Origin of the sequence: Psychrobacter immobilis, assembly GCF_904846225.1 — a bacterium.
Taxonomy (GTDB): Bacteria; Pseudomonadota; Gammaproteobacteria; order Pseudomonadales; family Moraxellaceae; genus Psychrobacter; species Psychrobacter immobilis_F.
Genome location: NZ_CAJGZJ010000004.1, coordinates 195632 through 216560 on the forward strand (window position 1 = coordinate 195632; position 20929 = coordinate 216560).

Here is a 20929-nt window from a genome sequence, read left to right on the forward strand (position 1 = left end):
TTTAATTAATATAATAAAAATTGAGGGAGTAATAATGAGCAACATTATCCATGGTGGTCAAGCGATTGTAGACAGTTTGCAATTACATGGGGTCAGCCGAACCTATGTCGTCCCAGGTGAAAGCTATCTGTCAGTATTAGACGGGTTGTATAATGCTGATATTCAGACAGTGGTGTGTCGTCACGAAGCCGCCTGTACCTATATGGCAGATGCTCATGGCAAATTTACGGGTCAGCCGGGTATCGCTATGGTGACTCGTGGGCCGGGCGCTGCGCAAGCTTACACAGGTATTCATACCGCGTGGCAAGATGGTGTGCCGCTCATATTATTTGTCGGACTGATTCCTGTTGCAGACAGAAACCGCGAGTCATTCCAAGAGTTTGATCCCAATCAATGGTTCTCTAGCCAATGCAAACGGGTGCTGATATTAGACGAAGTCTCAAGAGCGTCAGAGATTGTCGCCAAAGCCTTTCATGCTGCTTTAGAAGGCAGACCTGGCCCTGTCGTCGTCGGACTACCAGAAGATATTATCCAACAAGAATTTCACGGACAATTACATCCAATCATACCTGTTGCCCAAGGCTGTGTTGCTGATGATAAGCTTGCCGTCATAGTGGATGCCTTAGCAAACGCTGACAAACCCCTGGTTTTTGCAGGGGGACAAAATTGGACAGCCGAAGCTTCTGCACAATTGACTCAATTTGCAGAGGACAATCACATCCCAGTCATCCATGATTGGCGCGCCTCAGACAGAGTGGCTTTTGACTCTCCTGCGCATGCTGGTTATCTAGGTTACGGGCGCTCGGATGATTGTGCCGCATTGATTGAGGCCGCTGATGTCGTGCTGACGATAGGTACAGTTTTGGGTGATGTCGCTAGTGATGGTTATAAATTGCGTCAATCCTTTGATAAGCCTAATTATATTGTTAATTTAGACACCAGTTTGCGTGGTCACAGCGGTTCAGTGACTGAGCATATCGTCGCCAGTCCTATTACCTTTGTAAAAGCGATTAGCAAATCGTCACTAGCAAGCTCAAAATCGCGTGATACTTGGTTCAAGTATTGTCATGAACAGCAAAGAAAAGACTGTGCGTTCCCAGAAATGCTCGTAGCAACTGACAATGCCGAGCAAGCAAATACTGATCAGACCTATGCCAGTATGACGCAAGTTATCAAAGCGTTGATTGAGCAATTACCGACCGATGCGGTCTATAGTTTTGGCGCTGGCAATCATTGTTTATGGGCGCAGCGTTATTTGCCTACACATACTTTTCCAAGTCAGTTGAGTACCAGAAATGGTGCGATGGGCTACAGCTTGCCAGCGGGAATTGCTGCTGCATTAGAATCGCCTGAGCGTCTATCGATAGTGGTCACGGGTGATGGCGAATTCATGATGAATGAGGCGGAATTATCCACGTCCATTCGTTATGACGCGCCTGTTTTAATTGTTTTAATGGACAATCAGCAATTTGGTACTATCCGTCAACACCAAGAAGCCCATTATCCTGATCGGGTGTCTGGCACGCAGTTGCAGAATCCAGATTTTGCAGCGCTGGCCAATGCTTTTGGTGCACATGGTATAAGAGTCGATAATAACCAGGACATCGTCACTAATGTGACCAATGCGCTGAGAATCGTCACGAAAGAGCGCAAGACGGTATTGCTGCATGTGATTACCGATCCTGATGAATTAGTGCCATAAACTGACACTATCATCGGTGGCTATCAGCGAAGATATATTACGATTGAACGCAATGAGGACATGCTAAGGCGTGTCCTCATTTTTATTGCTTCATTTAACATAAGCATGATCCATTTAGATACAATCGCTTGAATTGAGGACATGCCCTAAGATATCTTATAAATAAATGCTGATACAGACCCGATCTTCTTTACTATATTGTATGATGAGTCAAAGGAAATAATGAGATACGTGCGAAAAATATATATAGTCAGTGAAAATTAATATCGATACATCACGCACTGCTGCTATCAATTTTGCTTGCTTGCTTGCTGTGCCTGTGCCTGTGCCTGTGCAGACATCTCCTATTTCTTTATTATCAACTTACTTAGAATATAAGTGCTGAAATTACCATGATACAGCGGAAATTAGCGGACAGTTTGAATTGGACATTACTTCATGTATTAATTGTTATATATGAAGAGGGGAGTATTAGTGCAGCGGCTGATCGTCTCAATATTACCCAATCAGCCGTCAGCCAAAATCTTAAAAAACTTGAGGAGCAACTCGAGAGCCAGCTTATTATTCGTAATACCAAGCCGCTAGAGCTCACACCGATTGGTCGCTATTGTCTGCAAGTCGCTCAGATGATATTTACAGAAATCACTTCTATTGAAGCGATGAAAGGCATTAACTTACATCTCTTAGAAGGTAATATTAAACTGTTGGTCGCTAGTAGACTTCACAATCCAAAGTATAATGATTTTTTGGTCTATTTCAAAAAGAAGTATCCAAATATCACATTGGATTTGACCGTTAAATCAAGCATGGATATTTTGAATGATTTAAAGCAAAAAAATCCTGCTATTGGTATTTGTTTAGCGAAGAACACATCCGATACACTCAATCAAAACCTACTCTTTAATCAACGCTATTATCTATATTGTGGATATCACCATCCTTTGTTTTCAGTGAAAGAATTGGATTTTAACAGTCTGCTAAAAGAAAGTTTTATTGTGTTTAATAGTGAAGCGATTGGTGATGTTCTTTCGCCAATAACGGTATTTAAAGCCGCGCATGATTTTACGGGTCGCGTCAGTGCCTATACCAATAATTTAGATGAGTTGGTTCGGCTGATCTATACTGGATATGGGATAGGCGCTTTGCCCGATCAGTTTGTTGCTGCGACTCATCTAGAATCGAAACTCAGACGCTTGCCCCCAAAAGATGGCATTGCTGATGTACCGGTATATATTTTTTGGCACAAGCATCGCGCCTTATCTGCTATCGAAGCCAAGTTCATTGAAGAGATTCTAGCGTTCGATCTCACTCTTTAGCGGCATTACTTTATCGCCTGTGAAGTGAATTACTATATAGCCAGTTGCCTTTGCCATTTTGAATAGGAGGCGATTAGTAGTAAGATAGCAGCCTTCATTTTAAAGTTAAGTGATGACCATGACTGCTGCACTGCATTGCCTGTACTCTTTTCGTCGTTGTCCTTATGCTATACGCGCCCGTCTTGGTCTCTTATTTGCTGAGTTGCCTGTCGAGCTGCGAGAGATTACGCTAAAAAACAAACCGGATCAGATGCTAGCGATTAGCCCAAAAGGCACGGTGCCAGTGTTACAGCTGAATGATGGAACTGTGATTGAAGAAAGCCGAGACATAATGGTATGGGCGCTTGAGCAGAATGATTCGCAAGGGCTATTGGTTACAAATGTCTTGCCTCAAGCCAACACTTTAATCGCGCAAAATGATAATGAGTTTAAACATTGGCTGGATCGCTATAAATACGCCGACCGGCATCTTGAGATGACTCAGACCGAGTATCGGCAGCGCGGTGAAGCCTTTTTACAGACTTTAGAGGCGCTACTGACTAAAAACCATTATTTATTGGGCGATAGCATCACCATTGCTGATATTGGCATCATGCCTTTTGTCCGTCAATTTGCCCATGTGGATCGTGATGTTTTTGACAGCTTGCCTTATCCAAAGCTGCAACAGTGGTTGCAAAGCTGGTTAGATTCCCCATTATTTGCGCAAGCCATGACTAAGTTTCAACCATGGCAAGAGGGAAATGAGACGGTGGTTTTTTCAATCGAGCCCTAAACCCCGATAGAGATCTACTCAATATAGTCTGTTCAATATAAAATCGATACGTTAATAATTACGTGCAACTAGTATAAATTTTCCTTGCTTGCTGCTATCACAGAGGCGGCGAAAAATTCATCTCAGTCGCACTGTATCCGTTTTAAAATGAATTCACTATATCAATGCAGCATATATTGAGAGAGATCCATTACTACAGAACATTTATACAAGACCATTGATATAAGGCACATCGCTATGGAACAAAGACAGAACCCGATGCAACAAACACCAGACGCTGTAGAACACAGACCTGTATTCATGCCTAGAGTCAATAGTGACAATTTGGTAAAAACGGACATGGTGAGGTTTGAGCGGCATGTGGGGTTCGCGAGTAGGCAAAAGAAAAAATCCATCAATGACCTGCATCAAGTTATTCGCAAAAAATATGGCTTCAATCACGTTTTAGAGCTTTCCAGTAAGTCTGGCAATAAGTTAAGTTTTCCGCTAAGTCCATTGAGCTTAAAGCTTACGAATGATGATGGTAGTCAGTACAGTGTCGAAAATGCTTTTCAAAGCAGTATGATTTTTGAGGACGGTGGCCCTTATACTGATTTGCTCAGTGCGCCGCCAAGACAGGCCAAAAAAGACGAGCGATTAATAACCTCGGGTGAACTTATTGGCTATAACTATTTTGGTATGGAATGGAGCGTCGAGCCATTAACCACGTTTTATGATTGGCTGTATGTGAATGCGCTAAAACAAAATACTCAGCTGCATGAAGACGTGATGCAATATCAGGCTTTTACCGATCTTGAGTTTAATCCCAAGAAATCTATCCATTCGGCGGCTTATGCACTGGCTATGTTTGTGGCGCTCAATAAACGCGAGTTACTCGATAACGTTGAAGACCCAATGGTGTTTTTTAATTTATATCATGAATTTAAAGTCAGTAATACTGAGAATCTTTTAGAAGAAGGTTGGGTCTGATATATGCCTTTGTCTGCAAAGGCAAAGTAAGCAAGAAAAATTTGCCTCAGTCACGCAGGATAGTGTCGACTATAGCTAATAGGTATTAATGCGCCAGTTTTAAGGCAGTAGTTTTGAGACAGTAGTTTTTAAGACAATAGTTTTTAAGACAATAGTTTTAATGCTCAGGTTTTGAGGCGCTATAATATTGAAAAAATAGAGATGTGTTTAGACGTTTTTAAAGACTTGTAACCATAGATATTTAACAAAGTTGACCAAATAAAAAGGCAATTCCAAATGACCGATAATAACCCGTATAACTTTTTACCTTTGCAGTCTACTGGTAGAAATGAGACTGATACTGCCAAAACCTATGCACCTGAAGATATGATTAAAATATACGAGCAGCAGTTTCTGATTCAGGTGCCTGAAGACAAGCTGACAGAGTTTTTACCCGCGCTAAAAGCGTTTTATGATATTGATAATCATACCTTGGACGTCAGTGCTGTTATTTTCGATGCCATCGCAGATTCTAGTATCATTTATAATCATAAAATCAAAGTAGGCGACTATCAACTTTTAGGCGGATTGATAGAGGAAGCGATTGAATATGACGAAGACAATAAAGGTGACGAAGGTGTCGAAAATGAAGAGCTTCAAGCCTATACATTAGAATGTCAGCGTGCTTTTTTTATTAATGATGTAGAGATACCGTATCATTTTAATCTATTCATTTATGGCGACGGTTATTCTACTTTGACCAAAACAGCAACCGTACTAGAAAAAATGTATTGGTTCGTGAGAGGAAGATTCGAAGAGAATTTACTGGATGATACTGAAAACAATGACAGTCTAGACTCTATTAATGAGCAGCTAGCGAGCTTAGGTATTCGAGAAATGGATCTGACGACCATGGATGAGATAGTAAGTTACGTAGAAAACAACATCATAGATGATGCCATGGTGGACGCGCTTAACAAGTTATTAGATGATGCGGAATAACTGCTGCCAGTGCCACATTTGAATACTTAACTAACGCTAAGTATTATAAAATAAGGGCTTTCGGCACGATTGTCCTCTATATTTACGCCATAAATGTTGAAAGTAATTTGATGCTCCTTGATTCCTGTGAGGGACAATCAGGGAGCGTTAAACTAGGGCGTGTCCTCAATTCAAACAATGATATCTAAATGGGCTAAAAATGGTTACATTTTGCCAAACATCGTCAAATTGCTGATCAATATCCCGACATTATTTGCGCTATTTGCGCTATTTTCCTCGTTTGACGGTAACTTATCTCATTTTTATTACCATTTTTAAAATGAGTACACGCCCTAAAAACTGATTAGAAAATTACATTGACGTTTCTTATTATCATTATCAATCCACTGATCACCATGAGTATGAGCAGCATTATTCTAAACTGACTGATGCTCATGCCCGCCAAAAAGCGTTTGCCAATAATATTGCCAATAACCGCACCCAATCCTAATACGAGACCATACACCAAAAGCTTGGCAGTAATGATGCCAAAAAAAGTGTAGCTGATCATTTGTACAATACCCACAAAAAAAGAATTGGCCGTTTTGGTGGCGATAAGATTTTCTTTTTCTAATCCGGCATTCATATAAAAAGGGTTAAGGATAGGGCCGAGACCACCCACCAATGTGCTCATAAAACCAATGATAAAGCCCAAAGGCATAAAACCTACTTTGGGCATATCAAACGTTTTGCTGACTTTGCCGAATTTATATTGGAAGATGGTAGACACCAAAAATACGCCAATCAATAACTGAATCCAGCCTGCATCTAAACGACTAAATATCAATGCTGCCAGCCATGCACCGACGAGAGCACTGGGCACATAATATTTGGTCAATGACCAATCAATATCATGCCAAAATAGATACATCCGCGAGCCGTTACTCATAAAGGTGGCCAAATTAATCACAGGGGGCGCAGCCGTTGCCCCAATCATCCAAGAAGTGACAGGTATCAGTAATATGGCACCGCCACCACCCGATATGATAGAGATAATAAAAGCGAGCATGCCAGCGACAAACAGGCCTATTAAGTGCCAAGTTGGGATGGTTTGCAATAGATCTAAAACAGTGGACACGATAAAATCCTATTCCATGGATCACAGTAAGTAATGGTGTTGTACATAATCGATGCACAGCTCATAAAAAGCTTGGGCGGGCGGCGAGATTGATTTATTTGCCAGTTTAAAGATACCGATTTGTCTGTTTAAAGCAGGGTCAAGCAAGTTTAACCAAACCAGCTCCGGCTCGTTAGCAGGAAAGGCAAGTTTTGGTAGGGTAGTGATACCCAAGTCATTTCTCAATAATGAGAATAGGGAAGTGATGTTTTCTACCGTATAGCGAGCTTTACGATTTAGGGCTTCAGCAGGCGTATTTTCGAGTAACCGACAAGTGCCATTATAAATAAATGGCTGCTCCATCAGTTGCTGCCATCTTAGCCCTTGTGACTGACCAAGCGCCATATTCAGCTGGTTGCTTTTTAGACAAACCACACCGATGGGGTCGGATATGAGCGGAGTAAAATCAATGTCTGTTTGATTGATACTCGTACAATTGCCCAATGCTAAATCAACCTCTCCTGTCAGCAAGCGATTTGCCACCCCCACCGCATTATCATCTATCAATACAATCTCAATATCGGGATGCTTTTTTGAATAGGCAGCCAGCACGCTAGGCACTAGCTTCGTGACCAATGATGGCACGCTCGCAATTCTAATCTTTCCTTTGTCCCCTGAAGCGATTGCCTGTAAATCGTCTTCTAATCCTTGATAAACGCTGAGGAATTGCTGGATTTTGGGTAAACAGCTTTCTCCAAAAGGTGTCAGTGTCGCTTTATTTCCGACTTCAAACAAACGCTGATCCAGCGTCTTCTCTAATTCCTTTATAGATGCTGAGATTGCTGCTTGTGAGCGATTGGCACGATTGGCTGCTGCGCGAAAACCCCCTTCTTCTACTACGATTAAAAAATGGCGTAACTGCTGTAGTTTCATAACGTTAGGCACTCTGATGCTCGTTGCTTACCATTCGATCTTACTGACTTTAACAGAGTCATTGACCATGAAGTGTAATAACTATTAGTGATAGATTAAATCTATCATATTTAATATTTAACTAGTTAGATTTATCGTATTTAATTGCGTAGCATAACAATTAGAAAATAAAGGATTGATAAAACCATCTATTTAAAGGATATGAAAATGACCACTCACTCAACCAAACAAGCCGTTAAAACCTCACTTTATGCATCAAAGTCTCCACTTGAGTGGGCAATCACAAGTAATGGTACCTTGTATACCGCTCAAATTCCTATCGATGAAAATGGTGATGTAGTCGCTGGTGGTATAGAGGCGCAAACGCGGCAAACGCTGGATAATTTAAAACACACGCTAGAATGTGCCAATACCAGTATGGAGTCGGTATTACAAGTATTAATCTATGTCACGGATCGCGAGTATCTAAAAACGGTCAACCAAGTCTATGCAGAATACTTTACCGCGCCTTTCCCAAATCGAGCAGCGCTAGTCATATCTGGATTGGCGCGAGAAGAGATGTTGGTAGAGCTGGTCGTTTATGCTGCTGTGCCACAATAATTTTTTAATTTTTCAGATTATTTATCCAATTGTTTAAATCATTTTATACCTTACATTTTAGCAAACTGAGGACGTCACTATGTCAGCTCAAACTTTAAAGCAAGATCCTACAAAGTCACTTTATATCAATGGCGAATGGCAGGCAGGTAACAATACCATCGCTAATATTAATCCGTCTGATGTCACAGAAACGATTGGTGAGTTCGCTCAAGCAAGCAGTGATCAAGTCAAAGATGCTATCGCTGCGGCTCGCCAAGCCCAGCCAAAATGGGAAGCGACGCCACTAGAAAAGAAGCAATCCATCTTGCAAGCGATTGGCGATGAAATGATTGCCCGTTGTGATGAGTTAGGCACTTTGTTATCACGCGAAGAAGGCAAGCCATTTGCGGAAGGCCGTGGCGAGATTTATCGTGCTGGTCAATTCTTTCATTATTACGCTGCTGAAGTATTACGTCAGATGGGCGACCTTGCTGACTCAGTGCGCCCAGGGGTTAAAGTTGAAGTCACGCGTGAAGCGGTTGGTGTTGTCGCCATTATTTCACCTTGGAACTTTCCAACGGCTACCGCTGTCTGGAAAATCGCCCCAGCGCTAGCCTACGGTAATAGCGTTATCTGGAAGCCTGCGAATCTAACGCCAGCCAGTGCGGTTGCGTTGGCAGAAATTATTCACCGTCAAGGGTTGCCAGAAGGCACGTTTAACTTGGTATTGGGTGGTGGCTCATCGGTCGGTGACGCGTTGATTCATTCAAAAGACATTGATGCCGTTAGCTTTACCGGTTCAGTCGCGACTGGTCGCAAGGTCGCTGCGGCAACCGCACCGAACTTTGTACGTTGCCAGCTAGAGATGGGCAGTAAGAATGCCTTGGTCGTCGCTGATGATGCCGATTTGCAAGTCGCCATTGATGCCGCTGTTGCAGGCGCATTTGGTGGTTCAGGGCAGAAATGTACTGCGTCTTCACGTCTGATTGTCATGGACGGTATTCATGACGCGTTTGTCGAGGGCGTGGTGGCAAAAATGAAAACCTTAAAAGTGGGTCATGCGCTTGATGACGGTATCTTTATGGGTCCGATCGTGGATGATAAGCAGCTCGCATCAAATTTGGATTGGATTGAAAAAGCCAAGCAATTGGGTGCCAATTTGGCCTTTGGTGGTGAGCGCTTAGAGATGCCACATGACGGCTATTATATGTCGCCAACCTTATTTACTGATACTGATAATAGCTGGGATATCAACCAAGAAGAAGTGTTCGCACCGCTGGCTTGTGTGATGCGTGTCAACAGCCTAGAAGAGGCAATTGCCATGACCAATGATACTCGCTTTGGTTTGACAGGCGGCATTATTACCCAAAGCTTACGTAGTAGCGCGATGTTTAAAGAGCAAGTGCAAGCAGGCTGCGTGATGGTCAATCTGGCAACGGCTGGCACCGATTATCATGTGCCATTTGGTGGTCGTAAAGAGTCAAGCTTTGGTCCGCGCGAACAAGGCTCGTACGCTAAAGAGTTTTATACCATTGTCAAAACGGCTTATCAAAAAGCGTACTAAGGCATGTATTAGGCTTCTCAAAAGTTTATTAACTGTATTGAAAGTAGAAAAGGAATTTAACATGTACCAAGACCATATCGTCATTGACGGACTACAGTATAGCCATTGGGATCGTGACTATTTCAAAATGCTGCAAGCCAGCGGTATTCATGCGGTACATGCCACCTTGGTTTATCACGAAGATGCCCGCCAGACGATGACGCGCTTTGCAGAATGGAATGCACGCTTTGAGCAAAACTCAGATCTCATCTTGCCTGTTTATTCAGTCGCTGATATTGAGTCGGCAAAAAGTCAAGGTAAAGTCGGCATCTTCTTTGGCGCGCAAAACTGCTCACCGATTGATGATGAGATTGGTCTGATTAGCGTCATGCGCCGTTTGGGATTGCTTATTATGCAATTGACTTATAACAATCAAAGCTTACTGGCGACGGGTTGTTATGAGCAGAACGATTCTGGTATCACGCGTTTTGGTCAGCAGGCGATAGCAGAGATGAATCGCGTCGGGATGATTATTGATATGTCGCATAGCGCTGAGCGCTCAACGCTTGAAGCGATTGAGTGTTCTTCACGCCCGATATGTATCAGTCATGCCAATCCGGTCACCGCACATGATGCGTTGCGCAACAAGTCTGATGCCGTCATTAGCGCGTTAACCAAGGCGGGCGGGCTGTTGGGTTTTAGCTTATATCCTTTTCATCTGCCTAATGGTAGTGATTGTACGTTGAATGATTTTTGTAGCATGATTGCCGATTGTGCCGATAAATATGGTACGGAGCATTTGGCCATTGGTAGTGATTTGTGCCTGAATCAACCTCAAGCCGTATTGGAGTGGATGCGCAATGGACGCTGGTCTAAAGCCATGGATTATGGCGAAGGCAATGCCAATAATTCAGGCTGGCCGGATACGTTGCCGTGGTTCGCGGGCAAGGACGGCATGGAAAATATTTATAACGGTCTACTAAAACATGGTTTTGATGATAATGCCGCTGGCAAAATCATTGGGCAAAATTGGTTTGATTTTCTTGAGTCTGGCATAAAGCCCGTCGCTTAACTGTTTAGAATCCTCCTAATTTAAATAATGTAACGCTATCATATGGAGCCACATCATGGCCGATTTAAATGGACTTAACCGAGATAATGAGCAAGGACGCTCGCACACTGTTGGCAAAGTAGGCGATGATTTGCACAATAAACAAGATGTGACAGATACGTTTGGTCTCAAAAATCCCGCATTTTGGTACAGTGGTGGCTTCATCATTGCCTTTGTTTTGATGGCGATATTTGCAGAAGCTCAGTTGGCAACGGTCATCAATGAAGGCTTTGTTTGGTCTGCCAAAATATTTGGTCCTTTTTGGCAAATTTTATTATTAGCTACGTTTGTTATTGCGTTAGCGGTTGGCGCAGGTCGTACAGGCGATGTCATTTTAGGTGATCTAGCGAAGCCTGAAATGGACGGCTTTAAGTGGATGGCTATTTTATTTTGTACGCTACTGGCTGGTGGTGGTGTTTTTTGGGCAGCAGCAGAGCCTATCGCTCATTTTGTCAGCGCACCTCCTCTTTATGGTGAATCCGCTGATATTCAACAAAGAGCCATTAACGCACTCTCGCAATCCTTTATGCATTGGGGATTTTTGGCGTGGTCGATTGTCGGTAGCTTGACGGCTATTGTGATTATGCACCTGCACTATGACAAAGGCTTACCGCTGAAGCCGCGTACGCTTCTTTATCCTATGTTTGGCGAACGCGTGCTCACGGGTCAAACAGGCGCGATTATCGACGCTTGCTGTATCGTTGCGGTCGCGGCTGGTACGATTGGCCCCATTGGATTTTTGGGCCTACAAACCAGTTATGCCCTCAATACGTTATTTGGTATTCCTGATACTTTTATTACCCAGCTTATTATTATTATATTTGCTATTGCGCTTTATACGCTTTCAGCCATTAGTGGATTGGCTCGCGGTATGCAAATACTGAGTCGTGTTAATGTGATATTGGCTATGGCGCTCATGGTCTTTATCTTGATGTTTGGGCCAACCAAATTTATTGTCAATGGATATATTCAAGGCGTTGGCACGATGGTTCAGAACTTTATCCCGATGGCGACGTATCGTGGCGATGAAGGCTGGCTTGGTGGCTGGACGGTATTCTTTTGGGGTTGGTTCTTGGGCTATGGTCCAATGATGGCTATCTTTATTGCCCGCATCTCACGTGGCCGCACTATTCGTCAATTGATTACTACGGTTTGTATTATTGCGCCGCTTGTCACGTGCTTTTGGTTCACGATCATTGGTGGATCAGGTCTTGCGTTTGAGATTGCCAATCCTGGTAGTGTCAGTACTGCCTTTGAAGGCTTCAACCTTCCTGGTGCGTTGTTAGCCATCACTCAGCAGCTGCCATTTCCTTTGATTATATCGCTATTATTTATTATTTTGACCATGATCTTTATCGTCACTACGGGCGATTCGATGACGTATACCATCAGTGTCGTTATCAGTGGTGAGCACGAGCCAAACTCTATGATTCGTGCGTTTTGGGGCGTTATGATGGGGGTCACGGCTATCGTTTTAATCTCGCTTGGTGCGGGAGGAGTGACGGCTTTGCAATCATTTATCGTGATTACTGCGGTGCCAGTGTCTTTTATTCTGCTGCCCTCGCTATGGAATGGACCACAAATTGCGCGGCAGATGGCACGAGACCAAGATCTTTATCGGCCGAATCGAGTTGAGACTGAAAACCTAATTATCGAGGAAAAAATGGCTAAAGAAACAGCGGCCAAAAGAATCGATTAAGTGGGTCATTACTATACCAGTTACTGATTGATTGTCTTATCCTGTTAATGAGCGTTACGGCTTAAATACACTGACCAATCTGTGACTGGCTTCACGCATTATATAAGGTGATAGGAATATGAAACAGACATTGCTAACCAACGATACTTTATATGCAGTAGATGCAGTCAGCTTTCGCACGCCTGATGTGGTGATGAACTCTGAAAGATTGGGTGCGATGCATCAAACGCGTATCAGCTTTGTACGTAGCTTATTGCGTAAAATCGATCAAGAAAACTGGACGTTAAGCAAATCTCTTTGGGAGTTGGATAAAGACGGTTATGGTCAAGTTATCTATCGTCTGCAAACCCCAGAGCACGTTTATCATTTGGTCATATTCTGTAATGAGCTTGCGGATGAAGAGCGCAATGATCGCGTTATTGCGCAAAAATGGGATGTCACGTTCGCTCTTGTTTATGGTGAAATAGATAGTGATTTACTCGCTAATCTCAAAGCCAATGTACCGCTACAAGAAGCGGGTCGCAATTCTCATATGGTCATGGTGCTCGCCCGTGCCAACAAAAGCGTACGCGTCTTTGATCATATTGTCAGTGCGCTGGCTAGTGGACAGCAACCGGATCTTGAGGTGTTGGCGCAAGTCGGTTATATCCTACGCACTACCGCCGTCTATGGTAATGGTAAGTTTGGTATTTATGATTTCAAACCGCTGGATCATAGCGAAGACTTCAATCAATCGTTTCACGCGCAGATGTGTGCGGTCTATTTGCTGAGAGAGTTTAGCCTTGATTGGGTTGATTATTTGGCAAAGCAAAAAGGTGGCAGTAACGCCGTCAGCTTGCATCCAGAGATTAAGCGTTACTTGGGTATCGGTAATGCGACTGGTCTTGGAATGGCACCTTATTTAATCAATCATCCTTGTGTCGTCGATCAATGGTTAAGTACTCGAGAAGCAGCATTGCAAGCGGTATTAATCTGTGATATCGAGCCTAAAGCCGATAATAACAAAGTACATCAATTCTCAACGTTAATAAATCGTGCGATTCAACATTTCTCTGAAGTAGTGACCATCAATGAGCCACAAATCCTGTTGAATAGTACGGTGGTTAATGAGCTAACGATATTGCAAAAAACCCTGACGACTGATCTTAACGACTGCATCACGTGGGCTGACTTTTTGCAGCGTAACGATCATCTAAGCTTTGAGAGCCAAGAAGTTATCATCTCTTGCATGATGGAGCTTTATCCTGAGCGTGTAGACGGGTTTGCAGGACAAGTTAATGCCGATGAAACGATGTCTTTGCCCAGTGGTAAAGTGGTACAAGATCTCATTGATGTATTAGAAGCGCGTTATCAGTGGGCCATTAGCATTGATTTTGCGGCTGCCGATAATGTCTATTGGTTTTGGTATCGCTCTGAGGATAAAGAAGAGCCAAGAATGGGCGTGCGTGGACAAGAACACGGCGATGATAAGGAGTTTCTACTAGATATCGGACGACAAGCAAATACCTTATATTTGGCATTACAACCGGCAAATCCACAACAGCTTATTTCTGAATTTATCCTAACTCAGCCCAAATATCGTTCGATTTCTCGTCGTGTCTGGACGATGGGGCACAAAAAAATGGGTGATATTCAAATTAATGTCTTACAGAAAACCGCGTTACCGATGCATTTATTACGCTGTAAGCTGTCTATGTTTGGGGCAACCAAATTTGATCCACGCTCGGATCGTTGGGTTCGTGTCACGTTATTCCAAGGTGCGCCTTTGTTCGACGAAGTAAATAGCGACGAATGGCTGTTTCCTTTACTGCCGACACTACCTTTATCTGTACAATAACAAGGACTGAGACATGATTGTATCGCATAATGAAATCGTGACGATGGTCAATAAAGCGTTTTTGGGCATGCCGCGAGAAGTCGGAGAGGCGGATCTTATCGCCTCAATGGTTGCAGAGTTGCAAATGGCGGGACTCAACGGCATCTTACATTTTAACAACGCCAGTCCATTTATTGTGTCTGAACGCGATGTTCCGATTGAGATTCTCGATCAAGCTGATGGCAAACTTACCTTGGATTTGCACGGTAGCAGTCTGGTCTGTCACCTACCAGCGGTGATGGATTATGCGCTTGAAAAGATGGGCGATCGTGAACATTTTAAAATATATTTGCACAACTGTCACAACCGCTGGCTGGCCTATAGTGAGCTGGTAAAATTGGCCGCAAAAGGCATCGCTTGTCTGGCAAAATGGGATAATGGCACTGCGCCCAAGCACACCATATTTACGTTAGACAAACGGTTCGTATATCCTGACTTGTATTATTTCGATGACGCGCAAAATAACTACAATACCAATGATATGGTGATTGAGCTGTCGACCGATAATTTTAATGTTGAGCAAGAGATTCAGCATTTTGATCGTAAAATATCAACGGATGAGCTGTTTGAGACTCATCAACGCGCATGGAAACAAGGTATTTATGTCGATGATGAGCAGTGGGCGATACTTAAAAAACGCGCGGCTGCCATATTGGTCGAAAACAGTGAAGCATCCAGTAAAGGGGCAGGAGGCGTGTAGTCGCAACGCTATATCTGCCCACTATAAAATCACTACAGCGTCAATCTCGCTTACCATATCAGTGCATAGCTTGCAGTCGATTTCCTTCTAATTTATTTTAAAAAACAATAAAAGCATGACAGTACTGCTGGAATCAATTTTTCGAAGCCTCTGTCTGCAACGGCACAGCAAGCGAGGAAAATTTATACCAGTAGTATTTGACGATTGATGCATCGATTTAACTTCTCACCGACTATAATTATTCCAACATAACTGTGCTAATTGATGACACCTCCCAATTCCGCACTATTCACGATTCAAACTCTCAAACGAATACCCAACTAAATATTTTTTATGTTATTAAACACGCTTTAATGGCTTGTTTAGTCGTATTTAAAATAATATCAATATCTAATCAAGCCGAATATGACTAGAATTAAGAAGCCCGTTATTGTTTTTAATCGCACTAGCGTAGCTGATACATATTTGCTTTTCGTCGGGGGAGTAATAGTCATGTCTAAATTCAAAACTTCTGTCATTCATAAAGTATTCATTCTAAGCTTCTCATTGGGGCTCACATTTTCAGCAGTTGCCGCAGACTTTGCAACAACACAAGCTATGGCAGAGCAAGGAGATGCTTACTCTCAATATCGACTTGGTTTCAAATACTATATAGGCAAAGGCGTTGAGCAAGATTATGCCAAAGCATTTGAATGGTATTTAAAGGCTGCCAATCAAGGCAATGCTGAGGCTCAAAACAATCTCGGCGCTTTATATGATAAAGGTATAGGGGTCGAGCAAGACAGCGATAAAGCATTTGAGTGGTATCAAAAAGCAGCTAGTCAAGGCGATGCAATTGCTCAATTTAATGTCGGTGCTTTATACCAGAAAGGCGAAGGTGTCGAGCAAGATTATACGATGGCTATCGAATGGTATTTAAAAGCGGCTAGTCAAGGTAATGCTGCAGCTATTAATAACTTAAAACTCCTGCAGCTTAGCGATGAGGGATTTGATCAAGATGTAGTCAAAACGCTTGATTATATACAAGCGGCCAATCAGGGCGATGCGACCGCCCAATATAATCTTGGTATGCAATATCGTAAAGGTGAAGGGGTCAAAAAAAATCGTAAAATGGCTATTGAGTGGTGGCAAAAATCTGCCGCTCAAGATAATGCAGATGCCCAATATTCTTTAGGATTATTATACTATTCTGGTAATGGATTTTCTCAAGATTATAGCAAAGCGATGCAATGGTTCCAAAAAGCGGCCAATCAAGCTCAGACTGATGCTCAGTTTAGTCTTGGAACGATGTACAGTAATGGCAGAGGCGTTCCTCAAGATAATGTAAAAGCATTTGAGTGGTTTCAAAAAGCAGCTCAACAAGGCGATGCCAAGTCTCAAAACAATCTTGGGACGATGTATGAGAATGGTACTGGTGTCGCTCGAGATAATCTCAAAGCGGTTGAGTGGTATCGAAAAGCGGCAAATCAAGGAGATGGGGGCGCTCAGTCCAATCTTGCTTGGATGTATGAGACGGGCAAGGGTGTTGCGCAAGATTACACTGAGGCATTTGCATGGTATTTAAAGGCCGCTGAGCAAGGTGATACAAACGCTCAGTATAATATCGGTGCCAAATACCATGAAGGCGAAGGGGTTCAGAAAAGCTATACTAAAGCGATGGAATGGTTTCAGAAAGCTGCCGAGCAAGGACAAGCAAAATCGCAGTATACTCTTGGCGCTATGTACTACTTTGGCAAGGGCGTGGAGCAAGATTATACCAAGGCTAGGGAATGGTGGCAGCAATCAGCCGATCAAGGCTATGCTGAGGCACAGTATAACCTTGGAGTCATGTACAGTTACGGCGAAGGCGTTGCTACCAGTGATACCAAAGCGTTTGAATGGTATCAAAAAGCTGCCGAGCAAGACGACGCTGATGCGCAGAATAATCTTGGAGTGATGTATGAGAACGGCAGCGGTATTCCACAAGATTATGCCAAGGCGGTGATGTGGTATCAAAAGTCCGCCGCTCAAGGCTTGTCTGAATCGCAGTATAATTTGGCATGGATGTATGAAAATGGCCATGGTGTAGGTCGAGATTACACCCAAGCCTTTAACTGGTATCTCAAAGCGGCCAATCAGGGCGATGCGATGGCAGAATACGTCATCGGTACGATGTACAGCTATGGTAGAGGGGTGACGCAGGATAAATCTCAAGCTGATATATGGTTAAATAAAGCTTGTGGTAATGGAATGAAAATGAGCTGCAATCGCTAACAGCGGATATGTTAAAAATAATTGCTATGAAATAACGGTCATGCAAAAGGTTGCAAAGCTTACGATCAATTAAATCAGCTTCATTAAAGCGCATCAGTGAGAGATTTGCTGTTCAACATGACGAATATGCATGTACCGCAGTGTATCTCTAACTTGCCTAGCAGCAAGGTACTTTTTTCCATTGACCATTGACTCGTTTAAGCGTGTCGTCCTTGAAGCGTGCTAGCTTCTTATGCGGATAACGGCTCGCATAGCCTAACACCGATTCCAACGTTTTATTACGCACAAACTTTTTGCTTGCTGGATCATAAAGCCAGTAAATATATTTTTCACTGTGGTCGCCTTCTGCGGTGTTCAACACCAGATCAAAATAGCCGTCATAGTTCATATCCACGTATCGGGTACTATACGCACTTGCTTCAAACCCCGTTAACTGCTGCACTACTTGCTTGGTATCTTTATTAATCACATCCACTCGGGTAATCGTAGAGCGATACCAACGGTCATTGTCAACGCCATAATATTTAAAAGTAAACTGCGGGTAAGTTTTGACAGGAATTGCTGGGGTAAAGGTGGTTTTTCGAGAAGTCGCTTCGCCCTCTGGATAATGAGTGACGGTTGCTACCAAGGTATTATTGCGCAAATTTAGCATACCATCGATGGCATATTCTGGTGGTGCTTCTAAACCAATCTCTGCATCATATGATTTCAAGGTGATATTCAAGCCTTTTTGAAAGCCTTCGACCGAAACGCCGTCGTCTTTGTTTAAATAAAATAAAGTGCCATGCGGATTCCATACCCCTGAGTATATCGTCAATAAGAATTTTCCATCGTCTGAGCGCCAATCACGCTCAGCATAAGTGGTGACGTCTGTGATGAGTTTGACAGGTTTTTTACTAGCAGATGTGCTGGTAGAACTGGTCTTTGTAGGGGTCGCTGCTTGTGTACTAGGCAATGTACTAACGACTAATAGTGGCAGTATTAAGTAGCTGAAATAGCGTTTCAACGTTATGTCTTGGCATCTTGATTGAAGCTCAAACATCGCCTATCTCCTTATCTTATTTATCGATTGAACGATTTCCACACGTCGTGCTCACCTTCCTTGGCTGCATTTTTATTATAGCGCTATCTGATTGGCGCCGCTTAGCATTTATTGTTAATACAGTTGGCCTCGAATACCTCTTAGAGACATGCTGGATTATGAGAGACAGTCGGTGAAAAGTTACATCGATACATCAATCGTCAGATACTACTGGTATAAATTTTCCTCACTTGCTGTGCCGTTGCAGACAGAGGCTTCGAAAAATCCATTCCAGCAGTACGGTCGTGCTTTTATTGTGTTGTGACTATACATCGCCTCAAAATCTGTCTATCTATTAGCCGACGCTCATCTTTATATTTTCTTTATATCCTACCTCCGCATCTTGATAACACTTTTATACCTCTCCCAGCATACTAATGACATTATTCAATGTGCAGTAAGGTCTTAGTAATCTTGCAGCCATTCATTAACTGACCGTTATTATTGATTTTGGAGAGTGCCATGGAAGTGTTTGCAGGGTTTATTGCTCTAGGTTTATTTGTCTATTTACTATACGTACTGATTAAACCGGAGGCATTCTAATGACTGTTCAGGCATTGTCTCAGTTAATTATTTATCTACTCGTTTTATTTATTCTGGGGTATTTTTTATCCGGTTATATTATGCAGCGTATGCAAGCGCCGATATCTCGTCTTGAATCTCGCGGTTTTACAGCGCTTGGCATGCTTGGACGAGATGCCAAAGGCAATATGGCGTCTGGGATGAATTGGCAGCAGTATTCATGGGCTATTGTTTTGTTCAATATCATTGGCTTTTTGGCGCTATTTATCTTGCAACTCATGCAAGGCAATCTACCGCTCAATCCGCAAGCGATGAGCGGAGTCACTTGGGATTTGGCCATGAACACGGCCATCAGTTTTATGACGAATACTAACTGGCAAGCTTATGGCGGTGAGAGCACGATGAGCTATCTCACGCAAATGCTTGGTATGTCGCTACAGAACTTTTTGTCAGCAGCAACGGGTATTGCTGTCGCTTTTGCCTTGATGCGTGGCTTGGTATTTAAGAAAAGTGCTCACCTTGGCAATGCGTGGGTCGATTTATGGCGCTGTAATATTTATATCCTATTGCCCATAGCGACCATCATCGCGCTGTTATTGATGAGCCAAGGCGTTGTACAAACTTTATCGACCTATATGGATGTACAAACCCTACAAGGTGACACCCAAACTATTGCGCTGGGGCCAGTCGCGTCACAAGAAGCGATTAAAATGTTGGGTACTAACGGCGGTGGTTTTTTTAACGCTAACTCTGCCCACCCGTTTGAAAACCCAACGCCTTTTTCTAATTTTATTCAGATGCTCGCTATTTTTCTTATTCCTACTTCACTGTGTTTTTGTCTCGGTAAGATGAGCGGCAAGCTGAAGCAAGGGGTGGCGATATTAGCAGCCATGACCATATTGTTCGTCGGTATGTATTCATTAACCGTGAGCAGCGAGCTTGCTGGAAATCCTTGGTTAACGTCACAAGTGTCAGGGCTAACGGCTGCGGATGTCAGTGGCAATATGGAAGGTAAAGAAGTGCGCTTTGGTATTGTGGCCTCATCGTTATTTGCCACCATTACCACGGCGGCATCGTGCGGTGCGGTAAATGCGATGCATGATTCATTTACGCCCATGGGCGGCTTTGGTCTGATGTTGCAGATGCAGTTGGGTGAAGTGGTATTTGGCGGTGTTGGCGCAGGGCTTTATGGCATGTTGTTATTTGCAATATTGGCGGTATTCGTATCAGGACTTATGATTGGGCGGACACCAGAATATCTCGGTAAAAAGATTGAACCGTTTGAGATGAAAATGGTAGTGATCGCCTTACTCGCAGCGCCCACTATGGTGCTAATGGGAACGGCGATTAGTGTTATGACCAGTAGCGGTCAGGCAGGTATTTTTAATCCTAGTTCCCATGGTTTTAGTGAAGTGCTGTATGCCTTTAGCTCTGCTGCCAATAATAATGGCTCTGCTTTTGCAGGATTGGGGGCCAATTCGGTCTTTTATAACGTCATGCTTGGGCTTGCGATGCTAGTAGGGCGCTTTGGGGTCATCATTCCAGTACTGGCTTTGGCAGGATCGTTGGCCAAAAAACCAAGACTTGAAGTCAATAGCGGTACTTTACCGACGACCACGCCATTATTTGTGGGTCTATTAGTCGGCACTGTGCTGATGATTGGCGCATTGACTTTCATTCCTGCTTTAGCGCTTGGGCCTATTGTAGAGCATATATGGATGATGAAAGGTTAGCCGCTGGCTATTTGTCTAGACTTTAGCAAATTTGCCAAAGTTGACAGATTTGATAAATAAGCA

17 protein-coding genes are annotated in these 20929 nt (G+C 43.2%); 14 read left to right on the forward strand and 3 right to left on the reverse strand.

Going from position 1 to position 20929, the window contains the following annotated elements; genetic code table 11:
• Positions 1-34: 34 nt before the first annotated feature.
• The 5 genes from JMX48_RS04960 (at position 35) to JMX48_RS04980 (ending at position 5740) form a co-directional block, all read left to right on the forward strand.
• Positions 35-1702 (forward strand): thiamine pyrophosphate-dependent enzyme, encoded by a 1668-nt coding sequence (locus JMX48_RS04960; protein ID WP_201535050.1) that lies wholly within the window; start codon positions 35-37, stop codon positions 1700-1702.
• A 392-nt stretch (positions 1703-2094) separates the two neighbouring features.
• Complete coding sequence (locus JMX48_RS04965; protein WP_201535053.1) at positions 2095-3018, forward strand: LysR family transcriptional regulator; 924 nt, start codon at positions 2095-2097, stop codon at positions 3016-3018.
• A gap of 112 nt (positions 3019-3130) precedes the next feature.
• Positions 3131-3790, forward strand: coding sequence for a glutathione S-transferase (locus JMX48_RS04970; RefSeq protein ID WP_265088763.1), 660 nt, complete (start codon positions 3131-3133; stop codon positions 3788-3790).
• Positions 3791-4048: 258 nt separating this feature from the next.
• Positions 4049-4759 (forward strand): DUF6977 family protein, encoded by a 711-nt coding sequence (locus tag JMX48_RS04975; protein WP_201535168.1) that lies wholly within the window; start codon positions 4049-4051, stop codon positions 4757-4759.
• 276 nt (positions 4760-5035) lie between these two features.
• Positions 5036-5740, forward strand: a complete 705-nt coding sequence (locus JMX48_RS04980) for a hypothetical protein (protein WP_201535055.1) — start codon at positions 5036-5038, stop codon at positions 5738-5740.
• Positions 5741-6083: 343 nt separating this feature from the next.
• Here JMX48_RS04980 and JMX48_RS04985 read toward each other — a convergent pair whose 3' ends face one another.
• Positions 6084-6857, reverse strand: coding sequence for a sulfite exporter TauE/SafE family protein (locus tag JMX48_RS04985; RefSeq protein ID WP_227687902.1), 774 nt, complete (start codon positions 6855-6857; stop codon positions 6084-6086).
• Between the two features lie 21 nt (positions 6858-6878).
• Entirely contained in the window at positions 6879-7769 is an 891-nt protein-coding gene (locus tag JMX48_RS04990; protein ID WP_201535057.1) for a LysR family transcriptional regulator, read from the reverse strand.
• Between the two features lie 207 nt (positions 7770-7976).
• Between JMX48_RS04990 and JMX48_RS04995 the strand changes: the two genes are divergently transcribed.
• The 7 genes from JMX48_RS04995 (at position 7977) to JMX48_RS05025 (ending at position 17530) form a co-directional block, all read left to right on the forward strand.
• On the forward strand, positions 7977-8369 hold the full coding sequence (locus JMX48_RS04995) for a RidA family protein (protein ID WP_201535059.1): 393 nt from the start codon (positions 7977-7979) through the stop codon (positions 8367-8369).
• Positions 8370-8448: 79 nt separating this feature from the next.
• Complete coding sequence (locus JMX48_RS05000) at positions 8449-9912, forward strand: aldehyde dehydrogenase family protein (protein ID WP_201535061.1); 1464 nt, start codon at positions 8449-8451, stop codon at positions 9910-9912.
• Positions 9913-9973: 61 nt separating this feature from the next.
• Positions 9974-10963, forward strand: a complete 990-nt coding sequence (locus JMX48_RS05005; protein WP_201535063.1) for a membrane dipeptidase — start codon at positions 9974-9976, stop codon at positions 10961-10963.
• Between the two features lie 55 nt (positions 10964-11018).
• A complete protein-coding gene (locus JMX48_RS05010) occupies positions 11019-12701 on the forward strand; it encodes a BCCT family transporter (protein ID WP_201535065.1) in 1683 nt (560 codons plus the stop codon).
• Between the two features lie 118 nt (positions 12702-12819).
• The gene (locus JMX48_RS05015; protein ID WP_201535068.1) at positions 12820-14538 is read left to right on the forward strand and encodes a hypothetical protein; all 1719 of its coding nucleotides are present in this window, start codon (positions 12820-12822) and stop codon (positions 14536-14538) included.
• Positions 14539-14551: 13 nt separating this feature from the next.
• Positions 14552-15277: a DUF3726 domain-containing protein gene (locus JMX48_RS05020; RefSeq protein ID WP_201535070.1), complete on the forward strand. Its 726-nt coding sequence runs from the start codon at positions 14552-14554 to the stop codon at positions 15275-15277.
• A 492-nt stretch (positions 15278-15769) separates the two neighbouring features.
• Complete coding sequence (locus tag JMX48_RS05025) at positions 15770-17530, forward strand: SEL1-like repeat protein (RefSeq protein ID WP_201535073.1); 1761 nt, start codon at positions 15770-15772, stop codon at positions 17528-17530.
• A gap of 157 nt (positions 17531-17687) precedes the next feature.
• Here JMX48_RS05025 and JMX48_RS05030 read toward each other — a convergent pair whose 3' ends face one another.
• Positions 17688-18572, reverse strand: coding sequence for an XAC2610-related protein (locus tag JMX48_RS05030; protein WP_201535075.1), 885 nt, complete (start codon positions 18570-18572; stop codon positions 17688-17690).
• A gap of 501 nt (positions 18573-19073) precedes the next feature.
• Here JMX48_RS05030 and kdpF point away from each other — a divergent pair.
• Both kdpF and kdpA read left to right on the forward strand, forming a co-directional pair.
• Entirely contained in the window at positions 19074-19154 is an 81-nt protein-coding gene (kdpF, locus tag JMX48_RS14235; protein ID WP_193032053.1) for a K(+)-transporting ATPase subunit F, read from the forward strand.
• Positions 19154-20866, forward strand: a complete 1713-nt coding sequence (gene kdpA, locus JMX48_RS05040) for a potassium-transporting ATPase subunit KdpA (protein WP_201535079.1) — start codon at positions 19154-19156, stop codon at positions 20864-20866. Before kdpF ends, kdpA begins: the two co-directional genes overlap by 1 nt.
• Positions 20867-20929: the final 63 nt, after the last annotated feature.

Coding starts and splice junctions, on each gene's coding strand:
- JMX48_RS04980 (WP_201535055.1), top strand. CDS start 5,036: ATGACCGATAATAACCCGTATAACTTTTTACCTTTGCAGTCTACTGGT.
- JMX48_RS04970 (WP_265088763.1), top strand. CDS start 3,131: ATGACCATGACTGCTGCACTGCATTGCCTGTACTCTTTTCGTCGTTGT.
- JMX48_RS05025 (WP_201535073.1), top strand. CDS start 15,770: ATGTCTAAATTCAAAACTTCTGTCATTCATAAAGTATTCATTCTAAGC.
- JMX48_RS05015 (WP_201535068.1), top strand. CDS start 12,820: ATGAAACAGACATTGCTAACCAACGATACTTTATATGCAGTAGATGCA.
- JMX48_RS04965 (WP_201535053.1), top strand. CDS start 2,095: ATGATACAGCGGAAATTAGCGGACAGTTTGAATTGGACATTACTTCAT.
- JMX48_RS04975 (WP_201535168.1), top strand. CDS start 4,049: ATGCAACAAACACCAGACGCTGTAGAACACAGACCTGTATTCATGCCT.
- JMX48_RS04960 (WP_201535050.1), top strand. CDS start 35: ATGAGCAACATTATCCATGGTGGTCAAGCGATTGTAGACAGTTTGCAA.
- JMX48_RS05010 (WP_201535065.1), top strand. CDS start 11,019: ATGGCCGATTTAAATGGACTTAACCGAGATAATGAGCAAGGACGCTCG.
- kdpF (WP_193032053.1), top strand. CDS start 19,074: ATGGAAGTGTTTGCAGGGTTTATTGCTCTAGGTTTATTTGTCTATTTA.
- JMX48_RS05000 (WP_201535061.1), top strand. CDS start 8,449: ATGTCAGCTCAAACTTTAAAGCAAGATCCTACAAAGTCACTTTATATC.
- JMX48_RS04990 (WP_201535057.1), bottom strand. CDS start 7,769: ATGAAACTACAGCAGTTACGCCATTTTTTAATCGTAGTAGAAGAAGGG.
- JMX48_RS04995 (WP_201535059.1), top strand. CDS start 7,977: ATGACCACTCACTCAACCAAACAAGCCGTTAAAACCTCACTTTATGCA.
- kdpA (WP_201535079.1), top strand. CDS start 19,154: ATGACTGTTCAGGCATTGTCTCAGTTAATTATTTATCTACTCGTTTTA.
- JMX48_RS05005 (WP_201535063.1), top strand. CDS start 9,974: ATGTACCAAGACCATATCGTCATTGACGGACTACAGTATAGCCATTGG.
- JMX48_RS05020 (WP_201535070.1), top strand. CDS start 14,552: ATGATTGTATCGCATAATGAAATCGTGACGATGGTCAATAAAGCGTTT.
- JMX48_RS05030 (WP_201535075.1), bottom strand. CDS start 18,572: ATGTTTGAGCTTCAATCAAGATGCCAAGACATAACGTTGAAACGCTAT.